The sequence below is a fragment of the Superficieibacter sp. BNK-5 genome (assembly GCF_047456055.1).
Classification (GTDB): domain Bacteria; phylum Pseudomonadota; class Gammaproteobacteria; order Enterobacterales; family Enterobacteriaceae; genus Superficieibacter.
In genome coordinates this window covers 1,045,483-1,067,006 of the sequence record NZ_CP179893.1, presented here as the reverse complement: position 1 = coordinate 1,067,006, position 21,524 = coordinate 1,045,483, and the positions used below count along the sequence as shown (strand labels likewise).

Annotated in this window: 20 protein-coding genes; 16 read left to right on the top strand and 4 right to left on the bottom strand. The window is 55.5% G+C overall.

The window, feature by feature from the left end; genetic code table 11:
- Nucleotides 1–6 precede the first annotated feature (6 nt).
- Nucleotides 7–474: an acyl-CoA thioesterase YigI gene (gene yigI, locus ACMGGS_RS05145; protein ID WP_176917598.1), complete on the bottom strand. Its 468-nt coding sequence runs from the start codon at nucleotides 472–474 to the stop codon at nucleotides 7–9.
- A 179-nt stretch (nucleotides 475–653) separates the two neighbouring features.
- On the opposite strand from yigI, the gene pldA reads away from it, so the two are divergent.
- The 11 genes from pldA (at nucleotide 654) to rhtC (ending at nucleotide 12,854) form a co-directional block, all read left to right on the top strand.
- Nucleotides 654–1,514: a phospholipase A gene (gene pldA, locus ACMGGS_RS05140; RefSeq protein WP_414166201.1), complete on the top strand. Its 861-nt coding sequence runs from the start codon at nucleotides 654–656 to the stop codon at nucleotides 1,512–1,514.
- A gap of 151 nt (nucleotides 1,515–1,665) precedes the next feature.
- Nucleotides 1,666–2,406, top strand: a complete 741-nt coding sequence (gene nqrC, locus ACMGGS_RS05135; RefSeq protein WP_414165288.1) for an NADH:ubiquinone reductase (Na(+)-transporting) subunit C — start codon at nucleotides 1,666–1,668, stop codon at nucleotides 2,404–2,406.
- A gap of 272 nt (nucleotides 2,407–2,678) precedes the next feature.
- Nucleotides 2,679–4,631, top strand: a complete 1,953-nt coding sequence (locus ACMGGS_RS05130) for an FTR1 family iron permease (RefSeq protein WP_414166200.1) — start codon at nucleotides 2,679–2,681, stop codon at nucleotides 4,629–4,631.
- 28 nt (nucleotides 4,632–4,659) lie between these two features.
- Nucleotides 4,660–5,187, top strand: a complete 528-nt coding sequence (locus ACMGGS_RS05125; protein ID WP_194208638.1) for an iron transporter — start codon at nucleotides 4,660–4,662, stop codon at nucleotides 5,185–5,187.
- 78 nt (nucleotides 5,188–5,265) lie between these two features.
- On the top strand, nucleotides 5,266–6,645 hold the full coding sequence (locus tag ACMGGS_RS05120; RefSeq protein WP_414165287.1) for a Fe-S-containing protein: 1,380 nt from the start codon (nucleotides 5,266–5,268) through the stop codon (nucleotides 6,643–6,645).
- A 2-nt stretch (nucleotides 6,646–6,647) separates the two neighbouring features.
- A complete protein-coding gene (locus ACMGGS_RS05115; protein ID WP_414165286.1) occupies nucleotides 6,648–7,931 on the top strand; it encodes an ABC transporter permease in 1,284 nt (427 codons plus the stop codon).
- On the top strand, nucleotides 7,921–9,051 hold the full coding sequence (locus ACMGGS_RS05110; RefSeq protein ID WP_414165285.1) for an ABC transporter permease: 1,131 nt from the start codon (nucleotides 7,921–7,923) through the stop codon (nucleotides 9,049–9,051). Before ACMGGS_RS05115 ends, ACMGGS_RS05110 begins: the two co-directional genes overlap by 11 nt.
- Nucleotides 9,052–9,055: 4 nt before the next feature.
- A complete protein-coding gene (locus ACMGGS_RS05105) occupies nucleotides 9,056–9,751 on the top strand; it encodes an ABC transporter ATP-binding protein (protein WP_414165284.1) in 696 nt (231 codons plus the stop codon).
- On the top strand, nucleotides 9,738–10,223 hold the full coding sequence (locus ACMGGS_RS05100) for a TlpA family protein disulfide reductase (protein WP_414165283.1): 486 nt from the start codon (nucleotides 9,738–9,740) through the stop codon (nucleotides 10,221–10,223). The genes ACMGGS_RS05105 and ACMGGS_RS05100 overlap by 14 nt, the downstream gene beginning before the upstream one ends.
- Before the next feature lie 122 nt (nucleotides 10,224–10,345).
- Nucleotides 10,346–12,172: an ATP-dependent DNA helicase RecQ gene (recQ, locus tag ACMGGS_RS05095; protein WP_414165282.1), complete on the top strand. Its 1,827-nt coding sequence runs from the start codon at nucleotides 10,346–10,348 to the stop codon at nucleotides 12,170–12,172.
- Between the two features lie 61 nt (nucleotides 12,173–12,233).
- Nucleotides 12,234–12,854, top strand: coding sequence for a threonine export protein RhtC (gene rhtC, locus ACMGGS_RS05090; RefSeq protein WP_194208631.1), 621 nt, complete (start codon nucleotides 12,234–12,236; stop codon nucleotides 12,852–12,854).
- 37 nt (nucleotides 12,855–12,891) lie between these two features.
- Here the strand turns inward: rhtC and ACMGGS_RS05085 are convergent, their stop codons facing one another.
- A complete protein-coding gene (locus tag ACMGGS_RS05085; RefSeq protein WP_414165281.1) occupies nucleotides 12,892–13,041 on the bottom strand; it encodes a hypothetical protein in 150 nt (49 codons plus the stop codon).
- A gap of 119 nt (nucleotides 13,042–13,160) precedes the next feature.
- A complete protein-coding gene (gene rhtB / locus ACMGGS_RS05080) occupies nucleotides 13,161–13,781 on the bottom strand; it encodes a homoserine/homoserine lactone efflux protein (RefSeq protein ID WP_414165280.1) in 621 nt (206 codons plus the stop codon).
- A gap of 109 nt (nucleotides 13,782–13,890) precedes the next feature.
- Between rhtB and pldB the strand changes: the two genes are divergently transcribed.
- The 3 genes from pldB to ACMGGS_RS05065 all read left to right on the top strand — a co-directional run bounded on the left by pldB (nucleotide 13,891) and on the right by ACMGGS_RS05065 (nucleotide 16,689).
- Nucleotides 13,891–14,883, top strand: a complete 993-nt coding sequence (gene pldB / locus ACMGGS_RS05075) for a lysophospholipase L2 (protein ID WP_414165279.1) — start codon at nucleotides 13,891–13,893, stop codon at nucleotides 14,881–14,883.
- 34 nt (nucleotides 14,884–14,917) lie between these two features.
- Nucleotides 14,918–15,718: a sugar/pyridoxal phosphate phosphatase YigL gene (gene yigL, locus ACMGGS_RS05070; RefSeq protein WP_194208628.1), complete on the top strand. Its 801-nt coding sequence runs from the start codon at nucleotides 14,918–14,920 to the stop codon at nucleotides 15,716–15,718.
- Between the two features lie 71 nt (nucleotides 15,719–15,789).
- A complete protein-coding gene (locus ACMGGS_RS05065; RefSeq protein ID WP_176917605.1) occupies nucleotides 15,790–16,689 on the top strand; it encodes a carboxylate/amino acid/amine transporter in 900 nt (299 codons plus the stop codon).
- Here the strand turns inward: ACMGGS_RS05065 and metR are convergent.
- The gene (gene metR / locus ACMGGS_RS05060) at nucleotides 16,577–17,530 is read right to left on the bottom strand and encodes an HTH-type transcriptional regulator MetR (RefSeq protein ID WP_414165278.1); all 954 of its coding nucleotides are present in this window, start codon (nucleotides 17,528–17,530) and stop codon (nucleotides 16,577–16,579) included. The two genes, ACMGGS_RS05065 and metR, sit on opposite strands and share 113 nt — an antisense overlap.
- 115 nt (nucleotides 17,531–17,645) lie before the next feature.
- On the opposite strand from metR, the gene metE reads away from it, so the two are divergent.
- Nucleotides 17,646–19,907: a 5-methyltetrahydropteroyltriglutamate--homocysteine S-methyltransferase gene (metE, locus tag ACMGGS_RS05055; RefSeq protein ID WP_414165277.1), complete on the top strand. Its 2,262-nt coding sequence runs from the start codon at nucleotides 17,646–17,648 to the stop codon at nucleotides 19,905–19,907.
- Nucleotides 19,908–20,103: 196 nt separating this feature from the next.
- On the top strand, nucleotides 20,104–21,519 hold the full coding sequence (locus ACMGGS_RS05050; protein WP_414165276.1) for a PTS transporter subunit EIIC: 1,416 nt from the start codon (nucleotides 20,104–20,106) through the stop codon (nucleotides 21,517–21,519).
- Nucleotides 21,520–21,524 lie beyond the last annotated feature (5 nt).

Below are 21,524 nucleotides of genomic sequence, written 5' to 3'. Positions count from 1 at the left end.
ACTGGCTCAACCCACCATATAAGTGGCGGTTGCGCTGGCGATGTAAACCTGTTCTTCGTTATGTAATTCCACCCGCGCGACGGCGACTTTATTCCCGGCACGCAGCAAACTGCTGGTGGCCGTGAAGCGGTTGCCGCGTCCCGGACGCAGATAATCGACGCGCAAATCGATGGTGCCCATTCTTGAAAGTCGCTGACGCAGTTCCTCTTCGCTGATGGTATCGTGGCGGGTGAGCGTACTGCCTACGCAGACCAGACCTGCGGCCACGTCCAGCGCCGAGGCGATCACGCCGCCGTGCAGAATGCTTTGCGCCCAGTTGCCCACCATCATCGGCTGGTTACTAAAACTCAACTGGGCAAACTCTTTCTCGTAGCGGTCCAGCTCCAGGCCGAGCGCACGATTAAAAGGCATATGGTAGACAAAAATTTCGCCTACCATGCGGAGGGTGTCTTCGGCGGTAAGTACGGCTGACATAAAAGGCTCATCTTGCTGATTGTTAATTATATGTTGATTTTATGCTTGTGATTTGTTGAATGCCAGATCCGAATCACCTTTGATAGGCATCAAAATGAGAAATATGTAGAATGCTTGTTAGCCAGTTTTATACAAACATAATAATTTTGTTCAGGAGCACTCAATTGAAGCGTAAGTCTTTGGCCAGGTTAACCGCGTTAGCGGCGCTATTGCCCTTTTTTGCCTGCGCGCAGGAAGCCACGGTTAAAGAGGTACACGATGCGCCCGCGGTAAAGGGCAGTATCATCGCTAACCTTCTGCAGGAACATGATAATCCGTTCACGCTGTATCCGTATGATTCAAACTATGTGCTTTATACCTGGACCAGCGATCTCAATAAAGAGGCGATCAACACCTACAACTGGGCGGATAACGCGCGTAAAGATGAAGTGAAATTCCAGCTTAGCCTGGCGTTTCCGTTCTGGCGTGGCATCCTTGGACCGAATTCGGTGCTGGGCGCATCCTATACGCAAAAGTCATGGTGGCAGCTGTCGAATAGCGGTGAATCGTCACCGTTCCGCGAGACGAACTATGAGCCTCAGCTTTTTCTCGGTTTTGCGACTGATTATCGTCTGGGTGACTGGTCACTACGCGATATCGAAGTAGGTTTCAACCACGACTCCAATGGTCGTTCCGATCCGACATCGCGTAGCTGGAATCGCGCCTATACGCGTTTAATGGCGCAAAACGGCAACTGGCTGGTTGAAGTGAAGCCGTGGTACGTGCTGGGCAGCACGGATGACAATCCGGATATCACCAAATATATGGGTTATTACCAGCTTAAGCTCGGTTATCAGCTGGGTGAGGCCGTTCTGAGCGCGAAAGGGCAATATAACTGGAACACGGGCTACGGCGGCGCGGAACTGGGTGTCAGTTATCCGGTATCGAAGCATGTGCGTCTTTATACCCAGGTGTATAGCGGTTATGGTGAGTCGCTTATTGATTATAACTTTAATCAAACCCGCGTTGGTGTGGGTGTGATGCTGAACGATTTATTCTGATTAATTAACGCCATCCGGTGATTCACCAGGATGGCGTTATTCCTTTCGGGAGTTGCAAAAGTATTATTCTGGCGTCATTCTGTATTGTCTTATCCGTAAAAATCACGCCGCACTATTCTGCGGTGAGATACCTCATGGGGAAAAGAGTGGAATGCGCAAAAGTAAAATTATTATTGCATTTGTGATCTTCATTATTGTTTTGTGTTTTGCAGTTGTTGCGTTTTATTTATTGGTGATTCGGGAGCCTGGCGTGCCAGAAAATAAAGCGCAGCAAGTCGCCATCCTGCAGGTGGCCGGGCTGGCTGGACTGGCAGAGCGCAGCGATCGGGATATTAGTGCGCTTTACCACGAGCGCATCATTCCCCGGCTGGTGGATTTGAAACGTGGGCAACTGCTGCCGCCTGACGCTACCGGCGAGCCGCTGGCATCCTGTACGGCACCTGGCGACGGTGGACCGCTTTGCGACCGCGTTGAAATCTATCTGCTGAAAGGAAAAAACGGCGATATTCAACAGGTTATTCTGCCTGTTAACGGTAAGGGCGCGAAGTCGATGATGTACGCTTTCGTGGCGCTGGATACCGACGGCACCACGGTAAAAGGCATTAATTACTACCAACAAAATGAAACCCCTCTGCTGGGCGCGAGAGTGGCAGATCCTGAATGGCGTAGCCAGTGGCCGGGAAAACGTCTGGTAGATGAGCACGGTCAGCCCGCGCTGAAGGTGGTGCAGAACAGCGCGGGTCCTCATGACGACTATACGGTGGACGGTATTTCTGGCGCGACCATGACCTCTTCCGGCGTTGAAAAAAGTATGCGTTTTTGGATGGGTGAGCGTGGTTTTGGTCCTTTTCTGCAACATCTGCGGGCGGATAAGGATATTTTAAATCCGTAAGCCACTAATAATAAAATACTAAGTATATGGCCAGCGTGATTACAAGCGCTGGCTTTTTTATTCCCTTCAGTCGAATATCCACATTTTTCTGACCATTATTTCCGTTTCTGTTGTCGCCTTTATTGGGTGAGAAAGCACTTATGTTCTGGTTATTAAATAGTAATTATTAGAAATAATTTGAATAACTCTTAATTACACCTCTTTTTTATGATCCAGGTCATATACAAATCGCCAATAACAGATAATGATAATCGTTATCATTTGTGTTATTTATGGTATGCGTCGTGCTCACATCTCCTTGCCGTTTTCTTGCCGCGCTGTTCGGCGTGTTGTTCTGCGCAACCGCGTGGGCCGCGCCAAACTATGCGCCGTACATTAATGATATTGAACAGCGGCTGGATAAAACTGCCGAGCTTTATCAGCAGCAGAAAAACAATGAAGCGCGGCGTGAAGTGCAGTCGGCCTACTTCGAAGTCTTTGAAAACCTTGAAGGGCCGATTCGAATTAATTTTTCCGCCCGTAAAAGCTATGAAATGGAAAGCACCTTCGGCGAGATCCGCCGGATGATCGGCGAAGGTAAGCCGACTGCGGAAGTGCAGGCCAAAATTGACGGCCTGAAAAAGGCGCTGCGCGAGGTGGAACCGGTACTGGACGGCGGACACCGGCTGGTGGCAGAAGAGCAGCATAACGCGCTTTCCAGAGAAGATATCGCGGTTTACTGGCAGGACAGCTTCCGTACCATTGACGATCTGCTGGCACAGGCGGTCAACGACTATCAGGCGGGCAACTACAGCGCCGCCAGCCAGCATGTACAGCAGGCGCACTATCAGGGATTTAAAAACTCGGAAATGGAGATGTCGGTGCGCCAGAACCGCTCGGCCAAAGACGCCGCGTCTATTAACCAACAGTTTACGGCGCTAATTGCGCTGACCGCGCAGCCTGACCATTTGAACGATGTCTCTTACCAGGTCACGACCCTGCTACAGGATATCGAAGACGTTCTGCCTGGCCTGCCGACGACCCGTGACGAGCAGCCAGTGAACGCGCCGCAGGAACAGGGGACAGCGCCTGCCGCTGACGATGCGGCGTCCCGCACCGACTGGGGCAGCGTGGCGAACGGTATTAATCAAAGTATTGCCAGCGCTATTGCTCAATATCAGAACGGCGGTGCGGCGGATGCGATCCTGAGCGTGCAGGACACCTATTTCGACCATTTCGAAGCCAGCGGCATGGAGAACAAAATCGGCTCGCGCGATGCCGCGTTTAAAACCACCCTCGAAGGCTATTTCACGCGGATGGTCGGCCTGATGAAGGCGGGTCAGCCGGTAGAGAAAATCAATGCGGAAGCGGCGGCGCTGCAACAGGATCTGACGAAAGCGGTCGCCCTGCTGGGCGAAGGGGAAGAGACGCAGTGGAGCCTGCTGCTGTACAGCCTGATGATCATCGTCCGTGAAGGGATGGAGGCGCTGCTGATCGTGGCCGCCATCGTGGCATATATGGTGAAAAATAATCACAAGGACAAACTGCCGCTAATCCGTCAGTCGGTGGTGGTCGCGCTGATTGCCAGTGTGATCACCGCCGTTATCTTCCAGTTGCTGTTTACCAACTCGGGTGCCAGCCGCGAACTGCTGGAAGGCTTTACCATGCTGATTGCGGTGGTGATGCTGTTCTTCATGAGTTACTGGCTGCTCTCCAAAGTCGAGGCCCGGCACTGGAAAGCCTGGCTGGAGGGCAAACTTTCCCATTCATTATCCCGCGGATCGCTGGTCGGTCTGTGGCTGACCTGCTTTCTTGCCGTCTATCGCGAGGGGGCCGAAACCGTACTGTTTTATTACGCCCTGCTTGGCGATGCACAGGATCTCGCGGGTCATGTGGCGATTGGCGCTGGATTTGTCATTGGCTGCGTCGTCCTGCTGATCGCGTGGCTCATCATGCGTTATTCGGTGGTTCGTCTGCCGCTGAAACCCTTCTTTATGTTTACCGGCAGTTTGATGTACCTGATGGCGTTCGTCTTCGCCGGGAAAGGGGTGCTGGAACTGGTGGAAGGCAAATTGTTCCAGCCTACTCTGATCCCCGGCGTGCCCGAAATCAGCTGGCTGGGAATTTATCCCTGGCTGGAAACGTTGTTGCCGCAGGTGGCGCTGCTGATCGCCGCGCTGGTTGCACTCTGGGTAATGCGGCGGCGTAGTCACGTTCCGGGGGAACCCATAAAAAACAACCCGTAACCCTTTTTACGACAAGAGGATATGTCAGATGACTATGAAGAAAACCCTGATTGCCAGCGCCGTGATCGCCGGGATTTTTACCGCGCCTGCCGCGCTGGCGTTTAAAGAGTATCCGGCTGGCGAACCGGTGACGATGAACGAGATGGAACTGGCCGCCGTTTATTTGCAGCCGATTGATATGGAGCCGCGCGGCATGGGCCTGCCAGCGGCGAAATCCGATATCCACCTGGAAGCCGATATTCATGCGGTGGAAGGCAATAAAAACGGCTTTGGTGCCGGGGAATGGATCCCGTTCCTGACCATTAACTACACCCTGGTGAATAACGATACGGGCGAAAAACAGGAAGGCACCTTCATGCCGATGGTCGCCAGCGACGGCCCGCACTACGGCGCTAACATCAAAATGATGGGTGTGGGTAACTACAAAGTCACCTACCACATTGACCCACCATCAAAAGCCGGGATGCACCGCCATACCGACAGCGAAACTGGCGTTGGCCGCTGGTGGAAACCGTTTGATGTTAGCTATGAATTTAAATATGTCGGCCTGAATTAAGCCGGGAGGTCGGGATGACCGTATGGTTGTCCCGGCACGCGTTTCTGATCACCCTCTCTGCCGTACAGAACGGATGTTATGAGCTATTTTTTCGTTACGACGTTACAGGTTTTTTTCTGCATTGCACTGTTATCCGGCGTGCTGTGGAGCCGTGGTGATGCGCCAGGGCTGCGACCGCTGGTGTGGACGTTGGTCATTGCGCTGGTGGCCGGGCTGCTGGCCGGGCTTTACCTCCACGGTTCACGACAAGGTGAACTGCTGCTGGTCTGCGCTGAAATTCTGATTTCTTTCCTGTTCCTGCTGAGCTTCTGGTGGGCATCAATCCGCCTGCGCTACCTGTGGCAGGGCATCCTCGTTTTTGCGGCCGCGCGCCACTGGGCGCAGGATCCTAACCTTGGCGGACTCACCAGCACCCACGTCCTGAATACCGACCTGTTGTTGAACCTGAGCGCGCTGGTGGTAGCGTTCGGCATCCTTAGTCTGGCGGCGACGGTATGCGGCATGTTAATTCGGCGGATGCGCTGGCTTTACTGGCCGCTGACGATAGTGATTGTCGTCATGCTATGGCTGCCGCTGAGCGGTAATGTGCTGTTGTTGATGATGAAGCTGCAAATCGTGCCGCTGGCGAAACCGCTATTGAGTTTTGTCGCGCGAGTCACCAATAACGCGGCGCTCTATAACTGGGCGGGAGCCGCATTGTTGCTGGGGCTGTGCCTGTGCTGGCTTCCTTCTTTGCGGCGCTATTTCCGCGAGACAGCGGCGACGCATGACGCGGTGGCACATCGTCTGGCGCTGGCCCGGCGACGCAATGCCATGCGTTTGTTGCTGACTACCCTTGGCTGCGCAGCAGTGGTCGTCGCGGGCCAGCTCTGGTGGGTGTTAGTGGCTTCCCAGCCGCCCCGGCTGTCGGAAGCGCAGCCGGTGACCCTCGCAAGCGATGGTCAGATCCATCTGCCGGTTGAGCAACTACGTGACGGTAAGCTGCACCGTTTTGTCTGGGTAGCGGATGATGGCAAGGCGGTGCGCTTTTTCGTCATCAACCGTTATCCCGACAAACTGCGTTTTGGCGTGGTCTTTGACGCCTGCCTGCTGTGCGGCGATCAGGGCTACGTAATGGAAGGTAATCAGGTGATCTGCGTCGCCTGCGGGGTGCATATTTTTATTCCGTCCATCGGTAAACCCGGCGGCTGTAACCCTGTGCCGATTGAAAACTGGCGCAATGACGACAAAACGCTGACCATTCCCGGGGCGTCGCTGGCAGCGGGGGTGAATTACTTCTCAACGGTGCTGACTATTCAGGTTACCGATCCGGTGGATGGTTCATCGCTCACCAATACCGCCGCCGAATTTAAATACAGCTACGGCGGTAAAACCTGGTTCTTTGCCTCAGAGGCGAACTACAACCGCTTCCGCGACACGCCTGAACAGTTTGTTCCCGCCGGGATGAAGGAGGAATAGTCATGCTATGGCGAATGCTACGACAGTCCTGGGGCCGCAATGTGCGGCGTAAAGGACTGGCGATCCTGACCGTGTTCCTGGCGTCCAGCCTGATTTCCGCGCTGCTGGCGGTGTCGATTGATATTGGCGATAAGATGTCGCGCGAGCTGAAATCTTACGGCGCAAACATCCTGATTGAACCTGCCGGGCAGGCCGCGTTGCCCGCGTTGTTCAGCGAAAAAAGCAGCCCACTTTCCGGACAGGATTTTCTCGACGAAGCGGAACTGCCGAATATTAAAGATATTTTCTGGCGTAATAACATTGTTGGCTTTGCGCCCGCGCTGGGCGGCGACGTGACGGTGAATCATCAGGATGTGCGTATTCTGGGCACCTTTTTTAGTCAACCAGTCGATATCCCGGATGAAGAGGGGTATCAAACCGGGCAGCGTACCGTCAGCCCTTTCTGGCAGGTCGTCGGCGAGTGGCCACAGGAGCCTGCGGGTGACGCGCCGCAAACCTTAGTCGGGCACGCGCTGGCGAAGCGATACGGCTGGAAGGTGGGGGATACGCTGACGGTGCAGGCAGAAGAACGTTCTCAGCACGTTGTCGTTAGCGGGATTTTGTCCAGCGGCGGCGAGGAAGATAACCAACTGGTAATGCCGTTACATGTTGTGCAAACCCTGCTGGGGCTGCCCGGTAAGGTACAGACCATCCGCGTGTCGGCCCTGACGGTGCCAGAAAATGAGCTGTCCCGCCGGGCGCGGGAAAACCTTGAAGCGCTTAATGCTGAAGAGTACGACCTCTGGTACTGCACGGCCTATGTCTCCTCAATTGCTCATCAACTGGAAGAGGCGATCTCCGGGGCGGAAGTGCGTCCGGTCTGGCAGGTTGCTGCCTCTGAAGGGGTGGTTATCGACAAAATCCAGCTGCTGATGGCGGTGGTCACGCTGGCCGCGCTGGCCGCCGCCGCGATGGGCATTGCCTCGCTAATGACCAGCACCATCATGGAGCGCGCGCGGGAAATCGGCCTGATGAAAGCGCTCGGCGCGCGACAGTGGCAAATCCTGTTGCTGTTTTATCTGGAAGCCGCCTCAAGCGGACTGGCAGGCGGTGCGCTGGGATGTATTGCCGGATGGGGGCTGGCAAAAGCGATTGGCCTGATGCTGTTTGATGCGCCGCTGAACTTTGCATGGATCGTCGTCCCCTGCGTACTGGTGATCGCGGTGCTGATTGCGCTACTGGGCACGTGGTTCCCGGCGCGGCGTATCGCCCGTCTTTATCCGGTGGAGGTGCTGTATGGCCGCTAAGCGCGACATGCTCTGGTTACTGGTCTGGCGGGCGCTACGCCTGCGACTTCAGCGCGTTAGCGTGGTCTTTGCCGCGCTGATGGTCGGAGCCACCATCGTGACGGCACTTTCCGCCGTCTGGTTTGACATCAATACCAAAATGAGTGAAGAGCTGCGCACCTTCGGGGCCAATTTCTATATTGGTCCCGGTCACGGTGCCAGTATGCCGCAGGCGGAACTCCAGACCATTCTTGACCAGGCACCCAAAGGTCTAATTTATGGTGCCAGCCCCTGGCTGTACGGCATGGCGCGTACCGAGCTGGAAAAGGTGGTGATCGTCGGCGTGTGGTTTGAATCGCTGCAAAAACTGGCTCCTTACTGGCAGGTAACCGGCGACTGGATCAACGTCAGCTTTGACGATCGCAACGCGATGGTTGGCGTGAAGCTGGCGGAACGGCTGAATGTTAAACCGGGCGACAGCATCACCCTGGTCGATCATAACGCGCGGAAAAAGCTGATGGTCAAAGGGATCGTGGAATCAGGCGATGCCACCGACAATATGCTTATCGTCAGCCTTGATGTGGCCCAGGCATGGCTACGTCAGCCAGGTAAAATCAGTCACGGGCTGCTGAGCGTCAGTAATGACGTCGGCCAGGTGGAAAGCTACGCCCGGCGTTTGCAGCAGCAATTCCCCGATCTCGAGATCCGCCCGGTGCGCAAAGTCTCCGCGTCGGAAGGGCAGGTGCTGGACAAGATCAAAGGGCTGATGGGGCTGGTTTCGCTGGTTATTCTTGCGCTCTCATCGCTGTGCGTAAATACCACCCTGATGGCTATCGTCGGGGAACGTTCGCGTGAGTTTGCGCTGCAAAAAGCGTTGGGTTCGGGTAATGGCGATATCATCCGCCAGATGCTGCTGGAGACTGGCATTATCGCCCTGGCGGCGGTAGTGGCGGGCTGGATCCTGGGCTATCTGCTGGCGCAACTGCTGGGGCTGACGGTATTTAACGCCGCCATCTCGCTGCGCCTGCCGGTGCTGCCCATCACCCTGATCCTGTCTTTACTGGTCGCGGCACTCGCGGCCATTGTGCCGGTACGGCGTGCAGTCAGCGTCGAACCGGCGAAAGTGCTTAAAGGAGAGTAATCCCATGACCGTCATGCATATGCCTCAGGTGGCGATTGAAACGCGCCATTTGTATAAGCGCTTCGGCGATGTGATCGCGCTGGATGATATCAATCTGCGTATCGCACGCGGTGAATTTGTGGCGATTATGGGCGCGTCAGGCTCCGGTAAAACCACGCTGATGAATATCCTGACCTGTCTTGATACCGCCAGTGAAGGTCAGGTGATCCTTGATGGAACCGACGCGGCGGCGCTGGACGAAGAAGGGCGTCGACGTTTTCGCGCCGAAAAAATCGGCCTGGTTTTTCAGCAGTTTCATCTTATTCCGTTCCTGACGGCGCTGGAAAACATCATGCTGGCGCAGCACTATCATAGCGTGGTGGACGAAACCGCCGCCCGATCCGTGCTGGCGCAGGTGGGGCTGGAGCATCGAATGACGCATCTCCCCAGCCAGCTTTCCGGCGGCGAACAGCAGCGCGTGTGTATTGCCAGAGCGCTGGTGAATGAACCGCCGGTGATTTTCGCCGACGAGCCGACCGGCAACCTGGATGAAGAAAACGAGCAACGGGTACTGGACTTACTGAAGGATTTGCACCAGCAGGGGCGCACCATTGTGATGGTGACGCACAACCCGGCGCTGGGACAATTTGCCGATCGCATCCTGCGTCTGCAGCATGGTAAGTATCTGGGCGAGGAGAAGAATCAACATGCGCTGGCTTAACGTTGTGCTACTCATGCTGTTGGTGAGCCTTAGCGGCTGTAAAGAGGAAAAACTGGCGCTGGGTGAAACGGCCCCCGCGCTGGCAGCCTTTGATCTGCAGGGTAATGAAGCCAGCCTTGAACGCTGGCAGGGCAAAGGCATTTACCTGAATTTCTGGTCCTCCGGCTGCGGCGGTTGCCTGGCAGAAATGGACACGCTCCAGGCGCTGAGCCAGCAATGGAACGACAATGTCGTTGTGGTGGCCGTCAATACCGATCCGGACTCGGTGAGCGTTGAGTCGCTGCTGGCCAAACACCATATCAGCTATCCGGTACTGCGCGATCAGCTAAAAATTACCCAGGAACGTTATCAGGTGATCGGTACGCCGACGTCAATACTGATCGACGCTCGGGGGAAGGTGGTGGACCTGCATCAGGGCGTGCGCACGCCAGCGGCATTACAGGACGCTTTTGTGCGTCTGGCGAAACATTGATTTTACGGATGAATTTGCATAAAACTGGAAGCAGCCTCGAATGATTTCATGTCAGGCATTGCAGTTTCCTTCTCAGGCGCTGAAAATAGCGCCTGTTTTTATTTTGGGCGGTTGGAGTCAATGTGGCGCAGGCGGAAGTATTGAATCAGGAGTCGCTGGCTAAACAGGTTTTGCGGGAAACCTTTGGCTATCAGCAGTTTCGCCCCGGCCAGGAAGACATTATTCATACGGCGCTGGAGGGACGCGACTGTCTGGTCGTGATGCCCACCGGCGGCGGTAAATCGTTGTGTTATCAAATCCCTGCGCTTTTACTTGATGGACTGACCGTGGTGGTTTCACCGCTGATCTCGCTGATGAAAGATCAGGTCGATCAGCTGCTGGCAAACGGCGTGGCGGCGGCCTGTCTGAACTCAACGCAGACGCGCGAACAGCAGCAGCAGGTCATGGCTGGCTGTCGCAACGGCGAAATTCGTCTGCTCTATATCGCGCCAGAACGACTGATGCTGGACAACTTCCTCGACCACCTTGCGCACTGGAATCCGGTGCTGCTGGCGGTGGATGAAGCGCACTGTATTTCCCAGTGGGGCCATGATTTCCGTCCGGAGTACGCTTTGCTGGGCCATTTGCGCCAGCGCTTCCCCGCGCTGCCGTTTATGGCGCTGACCGCCACGGCGGACGACACCACCCGACTTGATATCGTCAGGCTGCTGGGGCTTAACGATCCGCTGATCCAGATCAGCAGCTTTGACCGGCCGAATATCCGCTATATGCTGATGGAGAAGTTTAAGCCTCTGGACCAACTGCTGCGTTACGTGCAGGAGCAGCGCGGTAAATGCGGCATTATTTACTGTAACAGTCGTGCAAAGGTGGAAGACACCGCCGCGCGGCTACAAAGCCGGGGCTTCAGCGCCGCCGCCTATCATGCAGGGCTGGAAAATAGCGTGCGCGCCGCGGTACAGGAAAAGTTCCAGCGCGACGATTTGCAAATCGTGGTGGCGACGGTGGCGTTTGGCATGGGTATCAACAAGCCTAACGTGCGTTTTGTGGTGCATTTCGACATTCCTCGCAACATCGAATCCTACTATCAGGAAACGGGGCGTGCCGGGCGTGACGGGCTGCCTGCGGAAGCGATGCTGTTTTACGATCCGGCGGATATGGCCTGGCTACGCCGCTGCCTGGAAGAAAAACCGGCCGGTCAGCTTCAGGATATTGAGCGCCACAAGCTTAATGCGATGGGCGCTTTTGCCGAAGCGCAAACCTGCCGCCGTCTGGTGCTACTCAACTATTTTGGCGAAGGGCGGCAGGCCTCCTGCGGCAACTGCGATATTTGTCTCGACCCGCCAAAACAGTATGACGGTTCTAATGATGCGCAAATTGCCCTGTCGACCATTGGCCGCGTCAACCAGCGCTTCGGGATGGGCTACGTGGTGGAAGTCATCCGTGGCGCAAACAACCAGCGTATACGCGAATTTGGTCACGATAAACTTAAAGTCTATGGCATGGGGCGGGATAAGAGCCATGAGCACTGGGTGAGCGTGATCCGCCAGCTTATCCACCTTGGCATGGTGACGCAGAATATTGCCCAGCACTCCGCGTTACAGCTCACAGACGCTGCGCGCCCGATATTGCGCGGCGAGCCGTTAATGCTGGCCGTACCGCGCGTTGTGGCGCTGAAACCACGCGTAATGCAAAAAGCCGCGGTCGGGAATTACGATCGCAAGCTGTTCGCCAAACTGCGCAAGCTGCGTAAAGCCATTGCTGACGAAGGCAATATTCCGCCGTACGTTGTCTTTAACGATGCCACGCTTATCGAGATGGCCGAACAGATGCCGGTTTCCGCCAGCGAGATGCTGAGCGTCAACGGCGTCGGCGTGCGTAAACTTGAACGTTTTGGTAAAGAATTTATGGCGTTAATTCGCTCGCATGTGGATGGCGATGATGATGAGTAGTCAGCCGACGCAAAAAGTGCCAGGATGATGACTCATTGAACTATTTTCCCGCGAGTTAATCATGTTGATGCTATTTCTCACCGTGGCTTTTGTGCATTTTATTGCCCTGATGAGCCCCGGCCCGGATTTTTTCTTTGTTTCTCAGACCGCCGTCAGCCGTTCCCGTAAAGAAGCCATGATGGGCGTGCTTGGCATTACCTGCGGCGTCATGGTCTGGGCGGGCGTTGCACTGCTGGGGCTGCATCTGATCCTCGAAAAAATGGCCTGGCTGCACAATATTATTATGATTGGTGGCGGTCTTTATCTGTGCTGGATGGGCTACCAGATGCTGCGTGGCGCGCTGAAAAAAGAGGCAGCCGATGCGCCTGCGCCGAAAGTGGAACTGGCGGCTGGTGGGCGCAGTTTCCTGAAGGGGTTAATGACCAATCTCGCCAATCCTAAAGCCATCATTTACTTCGGTTCTGTTTTTTCACTGTTTGTCAGTGACAGCGTGGGTACACCGGAGCGCTGGGGCATTTTTGTGCTGATCGCCATTGAAACTCTGGCGTGGTTTACCGTAGTTGCCAGTCTGTTTGCGCTGCCGGCGATGCGTCGCGGCTATCAGCGTCTGGCGAAATGGATTGATGGTTTTGCGGGTGTGCTGTTTGCAGGCTTCGGCATTCACCTGATTATTTCACGCTAAGAACCGGCCCACCCGGTGTGCATCGGGTGGGGTATTTTTACTGTTCGAGCTGTTGTAACTCGTCCTTCGACAGGCCGGTGATTTCCATAATTGCCTGACTATCGAAACCACGCTGCAACATTTTTTGCGCGATTTCCAGTAAGGCGGTAAGTTTACCTCTCTGAAGCAGCTCCTCTGCCATCGTCATTAGTGTCTCTCCATGTTTTGGCACCCGCTGTGCCAGTTCATATAATAACGGCTCAATACTCTGCGCGTATCATATAGTTTTTGTTGTCTGCTTTAGCAGGCAGAGCAACGGGGCCGCCTTCACGCATGCCTTGCCGACGCCAGTAGCGCCCCCACCAGCATAAACAGCGAGCCAAATACCCGGTTTAACGCTTTCATCTGCTTTGGCCCTTTAATCCAGGCGGCAATTCGCTGTGCCAGCGTGGCGTAGCCGATCATCACGACGATGTCGACCACGATAGTCGTCACGCCGAGAATGACGTACTGTGCAATTTGCGGCTGTGTGGGCAGGATAAACTGCGGAAACAGCGCGGCGAGAAAAACGATGCTCTTGGGGTTGGTCAGATTAACGAACACCGCGCGTTTAAACAGCCGCCCTCGTGATTGTGTTTGCGCCAGAGTATTGAGATCCAGCGCCCCGGCAGCGCGCCACTGTTGAATGCCAAGCCAGATAAGGTACGCCACACCCGCCCATTTCAGGATTTCAAACGCCAGCAGCGAGCGTGAAAATAACGTGCCCAGTCCTACACCGACCAGCACGATATGGATCCCCAACCCGGTTTGCAGACCGGCAATGGAGGCTGCTGCGCCACGATAGCCGTAGCTGATGGCCGTGGACATCGTATTGATTGCACCTGAGCCGGGCGAGAGACTGAGGATAATGGATGTCAGCAGATAAGCGAACCACCACTCGAAGGTCATGAGAAATTCCCTGATTGTTTATTTTTATGCCACAATACCCTGGTGTTGTAGCCTTGTGCGATAAGTCACAAAAAAACGATTTTACACGGTGAGCGGGGGTGGAAACCCGATGTTTCGGCAAAAAAGGAACTGGGAAACAAGAGAAAACGCGTTCGCGGCTTTTTCTATGGGGCCGCTAACCGATTTCTGGCGTCAGCGGGAAGAGGCGGAATTTATGGGCGTCGATAACGTTCCGGTCCGTTTTGTGCGTTTTCATGCGCCGGAAAACGATCGTGTCATCGTGGTATGTCCGGGTCGCATTGAAAGCTACGTAAAATATGCCGAACTGGCGTATGACCTGTTCCATATGGGGTTTGATGTATTAATCATCGACCATCGTGGGCAGGGGCGTTCGGGACGTCTTTTGTCCGATACGCATCGTGGCCACGTGGTTAACTTTAGCGATTACGTGGATGATTTCGCGGCGTTCTGGGAACAGGAAGTGCAGCCGGGACCGTGGCGTAAGCGTTATATTCTGGCGCACTCCATGGGCGGGACTATCGCCACATTGTTTTTACAGCGCACCCCCGGTGCCTGCGACGCCATCGCACTCTGTGCGCCGATGTTCGGCATTATTATTCATCTTCCGGACTGGATGGTGCGGCAGATCCTCGACTGGGCTGAGGGCCATCAGCGTTTTCGGGAGAGCTATGCGCTGGGAACGGGACGCTGGCACGCGCTGCCGTTTAGCGTTAACGTCCTGACCCACAGCCGCGCACGCTACCGTCGTAATCTGCGCTTTTATGCCGATGAACCAAAACTGCGCGTGGGTGGACCGACCCATCACTGGGTGCGGGAGGGTATCCTGGCTGGTGAACAGGTGCTGGCGGGCGCAGGCGACGACGCCACGCCCATGTTGTTGCTTCAGGCGGAAGAGGAGCGCGTTGTCGATAACCGCGTTCACGACCGCTACTGTGAAATTCGCGCCGCAGCGGGCCATCCTTGCGAAGGAGGTCAGCCGCTTGTCATAGGAGGCGCTTATCATGAGATCCTTTTTGAAAAGGACGCCATGCGCTCAGTCGCGCTAAATGCCATCGTCGACTTTTTCGATCGACACCATTGATTATTGCTTTACTGACCAGAGGTTGAATTTTCTTATGTATCAGGTTGTTGCATCCGATCTGGATGGTACACTACTCTCTCCTGACCACCGTTTATCCCCGTTTGCCAAAGAGACGCTTAAGCTGCTGACCGCGCGCGGAATTAACTTCGTCTTTGCTACCGGTCGTCATCATATTGACGTTGGTCAAATCCGTGATGCCCTTGAAATCAAAGCCTACATGATCACCTCGAACGGTGCCCGGGTGCACGATACCGATGGCAATCTGGTGTTTACGCATAATCTGGACAGCGATATTGCCGCCGACCTGTTTGGCGTGGTGCATACCAGCCCGGATATTATCACCAACGTCTATCGCGACGATGAGTGGTTTATGAACCGCCATCGTCCCGAAGAGATGCGTTTTTTCAAAGAGGCGATCTTTAACTATTCGCTGTATGAGCCGGGACTGCTGGATCCGCAGGGGATCAGCAAGGTGTTTTTCACCAGTCCAAATCATGAAAAACTGCTGCCGCTTGAGCAAGCGATCAACGCCCGCTGGGGCGATCGCGTTAACGTGAGTTTCTCCACGCTGACCTGTCTGGAAGTGATGGCGGGCGGCGTGTCGAAAGGGCATGCGCTGGAAGCGGTGTCTGCGGCGATGGGCTACGGTTTACAGGACTGCATTGCTTTCGGTGACGGCATGAACGATGCGGAAATGCTGTCGATGGCAGGCAAAGGCTGCATTATGGCGAATGCCCATCAGCGTCTGAAAGATATGTATCCGGCGCTGGAGGTCATTGGCACCAATGCCGATAACGCCGTACCGAATTACCTGCGCAAGTTGTATCTTGATTGATTCTTTATTGACCAGATGTCAACCGTGCTCTCCGCTACAATGAGTGCTCTTCAACTTAAGAGACATTCATTGTGGCGCTTCTTATCATCACCACTATCCTGTGGGCTTTCGCCTTCAGCCTGTTTGGCGAGTACCTTGCCGGGCACGTAGACAGCTATTTTGCGGTGCTGGTGCGCGTCGGGCTGGCAGCGCTGGTTTTCCTGCCGTTTTTACGCGCTCGGGGGCATAGCCTGAAAACCCTCGGGTTGTATATGCTGGTCGGGGCCATGCAGCTTGGCATTATGTATATGCTGAGTTTCCGCGCTTATCTTTATCTTACTGTCTCTGAACTGCTGCTGTTTACTGTGCTGACACCGCTGTATATCACGTTGATTTACGATCTGATGAGTAAACGCCCGTTGCGATGGGGATACGCATTCAGCGCGCTGCTGGCGGTCATTGGCGCGGGCATTATTCGTTATAATCAGGTCACCGATCATTTCTGGACCGGCCTGGTGCTGGTGCAGCTTTCCAATATCAGCTTTGCGATTGGCATGGTGGGCTATAAGCGCCTGATGGAAACGCGTCCGATGCCGCAGCATAATGCGTTTGCCTGGTTCTATATCGGAGCGTTTTTAGTGGCGGTAGTGGGCTGGTCCGTACTGGGGAATGCGCAGAAGATGCCAGAAACCACGCTTCAGTGGAGCATCCTTGTGTTTCTGGGGGTGGCAGCTTCAGGGATTGGCTACTTTATGTGGAACGTTGGCGCGACGCAGGTGGATGCCGGCACGCTCGGTATCATGAATAATATGCACGTGCCCGCGGGGCTGCTGGTGAACCTGGCGATCTGGCACCAACAACCTCACTGGCCGACGTTTATCACGGGTGCGGCGGTGATCCTGGCGTCGCTGTGGGTCCATCGCCAGTGGGTCGCTCCGCGCTCCGTACAAACGGCAGGTGATCGCAGGCGTGATTCCGCGTCGAGCGAATAAATGCCTCAACCACTGGCTGACGCTGTTCGCCGTCGCGCACGGCGGCGTACAGCCGGCTCCATAATCCCTCACCCAAGGTTTTGGTTACCACCAGGCCCTGACGTTCAAAACTCTCCACCACCCAGTGCGGCAGCGCGGCAATCCCCATCCGGGCCGCTACCATCTGGATCAGCAACAGGGTGTTATCCACGCTTTTGAACTGCGGATTGATACCTGCCGGTTGCAGAAAGTGACGCCAGACGTCCAGTCGACTGCGCTGTACCGGGTAAATCAGCAACGTTTCGCTGGCCAGATCGTCTGGCGTTATGCGCGCTTTCGCCGCCAGCGGATGATCCGGAGCCAGCACCAGCCGCACCTCAAAATCAAACATCGGCGAGTAGTGCAGACCGCTACGCGGCAGAATATCTGACGTCATCACCAGATCCAGCTCGCTTTGCTGAAGCGCGGGCTGCGGATCGAAGGTCACGCCAGATTTAAAATCCATCTCAACCTGCGGCCATTTCACGCGGAAATTCTCAAGCGCCGGGGTCAGCCACTGAATGCAGCTGTGGCACTCAATCGCAATGCGCAGCGTGGTCTGTTGCGGTTCATTACAGGCCTGTAGCGCCCGGCTGATCTGCGGCAGCACCTGGTTTGCTAACTGGAGCAGCACTTCTCCCTGCGGCGTAAAGCGCAGCGGCTGACTTTTGCGCACGAATAGCCGAAAGCCAAGGCGCTGTTCCAGATCGCTGAACTGGTGAGAAAGGGCGGATTGGGTCTGGTGCAGCGTTGCTGCGGCCGCCGCCAGCGAACCACTGTTCCGCAACGCCTGGAGCGTTTTCAGGTGTTTAATCTCGATCATGAAAGTCCTTCACTTCGGCATGAACAAATTGCGCTTGAGGATTATACAGTACCTACACATTATGGATGTGTAAACATCTGGATGGCTAAATAACAAATTTCTCAAGGGGCATACAATGACAATTTTGAATCACACCCTCGGTTTTCCCCGTATTGGCCTGCGCCGCGAACTGAAAAAAGCGCAGGAAAGCTACTGGGCTGGCAATAGCTCCCGCGAAGATCTGCTGGCGGTAGGCCGTGAACTGCGCGCTCGTCACTGGGATCAGCAGAAGCAGGCGGGCGTTGACCTGCTGCCGGTAGGTGATTTCGCCTGGTACGACCATGTTCTGACCACCAGCCTGCTGCTGGGCAACGTGCCGGCTCGTCATCAGAACAACGACGGCTCGGTCGATATCGATACCCTGTTCCGCATTGGCCGCGGCCGTGCGCCGACCGGCGAACCGGCGGCGGCAGCGGAAATGACCAAATGGTTTAATACTAACTATCACTATATGGTGCCGGAGTTCGTCAAAGGCCAGCGGTTTACCCTGACCTGGACGCAGTTACTGGAGGAAGTGGACGAAGCGCTGGCACTGGGCCATAAGGTGAAGCCGGTGCTGCTCGGGCCAGTCACTTACCTGTGGCTGGGTAAAGTCAAAGGCGAGTCGTTCGACCGTCTGAGCCTGCTTAACGACATTCTCCCGGTCTACCAGCAGGTGCTGGCTGAACTGGCAAAACGCGGCGTTGAGTGGGTGCAAATTGACGAACCGGCGCTGGTGCTGGAACTGCCGCAGGAATGGCTGAACGCGTTCAAACCGGCCTATGACGCGCTCGCAGGCCAGGTGAAGCTGTTGCTGACCACCTACTTTGAAGGCGTTACCGATAACCTTGACACCCTCACCACGCTGCCGGTCCAGGGTCTGCATGTGGATCTGGTACATGGTAAAGATGATGTGGCAGAACTGCACAATCGTCTGCCTGCTGACTGGCTGCTGTCCGCCGGGCTGGTAAACGGGCGTAACGTCTGGCGCGCCGATCTGACGGAGAAATACGCGCAAGTTAAAGATATCGTTGGTAAACGTGAACTGTGGGTGGCATCGTCCTGCTCGCTGCTGCACAGCCCCATCGACCTGAGCGTGGAAACCCGTCTGGATGCTGAAGTGAAAAGCTGGTTTGCCTTCGCCCTGCAAAAATGCGAGGAACTGGCCCTGCTGCGCGATGCCCTGAACAGCGGCGATACCGCTGCAATCGCCGAGTGGAGCGCGCCGATTCAGGCCCGTCGCCACTCAACGCGTGTGCACAATGCGGCGGTGGCAAAACGTCTGACGGCCATTACCGCTCAGGACAGCCAGCGCACAAATGCTTATCCGGTTCGCGCCGAAGCCCAGCGTGCGCGCTTTAATCTACCTGCCTGGCCGACCACTACCATCGGTTCTTTCCCGCAGACGACTGAAATCCGCGGCCTGCGCCTGGACTTTAAAAAGGGCAATCTTGATGCGAATAACTACCGCACCGGCATTGCCGGACATATCAGGCAGGCGATCGTGGAGCAGGAGCGGCTGGGTCTCGACGTGCTGGTGCATGGCGAAGCCGAGCGTAACGATATGGTGGAATACTTTGGCGAGCACCTGGACGGTTTCATCTTTACCCAGAACGGCTGGGTACAGAGCTACGGTTCCCGCTGCGTGAAGCCGCCGGTAGTGATTGGCGATATCAGTCGCCCGGAACCGATCACCGTGGAGTGGGCGAAATACGCGCAGTCGCTGACCGACAAACCGGTAAAAGGCATGCTGACCGGCCCGGTAACTATTCTTTGCTGGTCCTTCCCGCGCGAAGACGTGAGCCGTGAAACCATTGCTAAGCAGATTGCGCTGGCGCTGCGTGACGAAGTGGCGGACCTGGAAGCGGCCGGTATCGGCATCATTCAGATTGACGAACCGGCATTGCGCGAAGGTCTGCCGCTGAAACGCAGCGACTGGGATGCTTACCTGCAATGGGGCGTGGAAGCTTTCCGTCTCAATGCGGCGGTCGCGAAGGACGATACCCAGATCCACACTCACATGTGCTACTGCGAGTTTAACGACATCATGGACTCCATTGCGGCGCTGGATGCCGATGTGATCACCATCGAAACCTCGCGTTCCGATATGGAACTGCTGGAGTCGTTTGAAGAGTTCGACTACCCGAACGAAATCGGGCCGGGCGTGTATGACATCCACTCGCCGAACGTCCCGAGCGTGGAGTGGATTGAAGCCCTGCTGAAGAAAGCGGAACAGCGTATTCCGGCAGAGCGCCTGTGGGTGAATCCGGACTGCGGCCTGAAAACCCGCGGCTGGCCGGAAACCCGCGCTGCGCTGGCGAACATGGTCAAAGCGGCGCAGAATTTGCGTCAGGAGTAATGTAGCGCCCGCGAAGGGCTGCAACGGCGCATAAAATATGTAGTACCGGTTTGTCATCAACCTCTGGAGGCTTCGGCCTCCTTTTTGTTTTTCCCCGCCGGACCGATCATAAATTCACCTTTTTGACACTCCTCACAAAATATATAACATTATATTGTTATAACAATTACCACCAAAACAATAAAGAGACCTCTGTATGGACTACAACCAGGTGGGAAAGGCGATTGTGAAGCACTGTGGCGGCCTGTCGAATTTGCTCCACGTCACCAACTGTATGACTCGCGTGCGGATGACTATCGGCGATCAATCGCAGGTGGATATTGCGGCACTCAAAAGCATTGAAGGCGTACTCGGTGTGGTGGAGGACGATACATTGCAGGTAATTGTCGGGCCGGGAAAATCGTCGAAGGTCGCGAATGTGATTAACGATCTACTGAAAGACCAGCCCGTAAGCGAGGTGCCGCTCAGCGCCGTGGAACAAAAAGCAAAGCAGGCGCGGGAAAAAGCCAAAAAACAGACCCGTACCAAAGTTATCCTTAAACATATCGCCAACATTTTTGTGCCGATCCTGCCGTCATTGATTGCCGCCGGTATTCTGATGGGGATTAACAACGTGCTGGTGAACTCCGCCGCCTCGTGGGCGCTGGCGCATCACGTGGCGGCGCTGGGCGACCTGTCGCCGACTCAGGTGGTACTCGATCAGCGGCATATGCTGGGCGTGAGCCAGTTCCTCGATATCGTCTCAAAGGCGCTGTTCGGTTTCCTTGCCATCTATACCGGGGTGACGGCGGCGAAGGAATTTGACGGTAACGCGGTGATGGGCGGACTGCTGGGGGCGATCACCATTGTGCCGCAAATTACCGCGCTGGGGCTGATCCCGGGGCAGGGCGGGCTGATTGGCGTCATTCTCTGCGTCTGGTTGATGTGTCTGCTGGAAAAACAGGTCCGACGCGTTGTGCCGGATATTGTGGATGTCGTCGTGACGCCGACTATCGTGCTGGTGGTGATGGCGGCGGCACTGCTGTTGGTGATTATGCCCGCGGCAGGCATTGTTTCTGACGGTATTTTGCACGGGCTGAATGGTCTGCTCTCGACCGGCGGCATTGCGGCGGGCTTTGTGCTCTCGGCGCTGTTTCCGTTCCTGATTTCGCTTGGCCTGCATCACGGCCTGTTTCCTATTCATCTTGAGATGATCAACGCCACCGGCCACGCGCCGCTGTTTGCCATCCAGATTATGTCCAACGCCGGGATGGTTGGTGCGGCGACGGCGGTGCTGTTGCTGACCCGCGATCCGGTAATGAAAAAAATCGCCAAAGGGGCGATCCCGACCTCCATCCTGGCGGTGGGTGAACCGACGATATTTGGCGTCAATATTCCTGCCGGATTCGCCTTTATCACCGGTTCTATTGGCGCAGGTTTCGGCGGGATGATGGTGGTACTGCTGGGCGTCTCGACCAATGGCGTTGGCGCTGCCGGACTCTCTGCACTGCCGCTGATCGCTGACGGCAAATATTTGCAGTACATCATCTCGTGGCTGACCGGCTGTGCCGCCGCGTTTGTATTGACGTATATCGTTGGCAAAGTGCGCGGTTACGATAAAGAAACGGCGTAAAGAAA

Bases quoted from the DNA above. Each gene is read 5' to 3' on its own strand.
- yigI (WP_176917598.1), bottom strand. From the start codon at position 474: ATGTCAGCCGTACTTACCGCCGAAGACACCCTCCGCATGGTAGGCGAA.
- nqrC (WP_414165288.1), top strand. From the start codon at position 1,666: ATGCGCAAAAGTAAAATTATTATTGCATTTGTGATCTTCATTATTGTT.
- ACMGGS_RS05130 (WP_414166200.1), top strand. From the start codon at position 2,679: ATGGTATGCGTCGTGCTCACATCTCCTTGCCGTTTTCTTGCCGCGCTG.
- ACMGGS_RS05125 (WP_194208638.1), top strand. From the start codon at position 4,660: ATGACTATGAAGAAAACCCTGATTGCCAGCGCCGTGATCGCCGGGATT.
- ACMGGS_RS05120 (WP_414165287.1), top strand. From the start codon at position 5,266: ATGAGCTATTTTTTCGTTACGACGTTACAGGTTTTTTTCTGCATTGCA.
- ACMGGS_RS05115 (WP_414165286.1), top strand. From the start codon at position 6,648: ATGCTATGGCGAATGCTACGACAGTCCTGGGGCCGCAATGTGCGGCGT.
- ACMGGS_RS05110 (WP_414165285.1), top strand. From the start codon at position 7,921: ATGGCCGCTAAGCGCGACATGCTCTGGTTACTGGTCTGGCGGGCGCTA.
- ACMGGS_RS05105 (WP_414165284.1), top strand. From the start codon at position 9,056: ATGACCGTCATGCATATGCCTCAGGTGGCGATTGAAACGCGCCATTTG.
- ACMGGS_RS05100 (WP_414165283.1), top strand. From the start codon at position 9,738: ATGCGCTGGCTTAACGTTGTGCTACTCATGCTGTTGGTGAGCCTTAGC.
- rhtC (WP_194208631.1), top strand. From the start codon at position 12,234: ATGTTGATGCTATTTCTCACCGTGGCTTTTGTGCATTTTATTGCCCTG.
- ACMGGS_RS05085 (WP_414165281.1), bottom strand. From the start codon at position 13,041: ATGACGATGGCAGAGGAGCTGCTTCAGAGAGGTAAACTTACCGCCTTA.
- rhtB (WP_414165280.1), bottom strand. From the start codon at position 13,781: ATGACCTTCGAGTGGTGGTTCGCTTATCTGCTGACATCCATTATCCTC.
- pldB (WP_414165279.1), top strand. From the start codon at position 13,891: ATGTTTCGGCAAAAAAGGAACTGGGAAACAAGAGAAAACGCGTTCGCG.
- yigL (WP_194208628.1), top strand. From the start codon at position 14,918: ATGTATCAGGTTGTTGCATCCGATCTGGATGGTACACTACTCTCTCCT.
- metR (WP_414165278.1), bottom strand. From the start codon at position 17,530: ATGATCGAGATTAAACACCTGAAAACGCTCCAGGCGTTGCGGAACAGT.
- metE (WP_414165277.1), top strand. From the start codon at position 17,646: ATGACAATTTTGAATCACACCCTCGGTTTTCCCCGTATTGGCCTGCGC.
- ACMGGS_RS05050 (WP_414165276.1), top strand. From the start codon at position 20,104: ATGGACTACAACCAGGTGGGAAAGGCGATTGTGAAGCACTGTGGCGGC.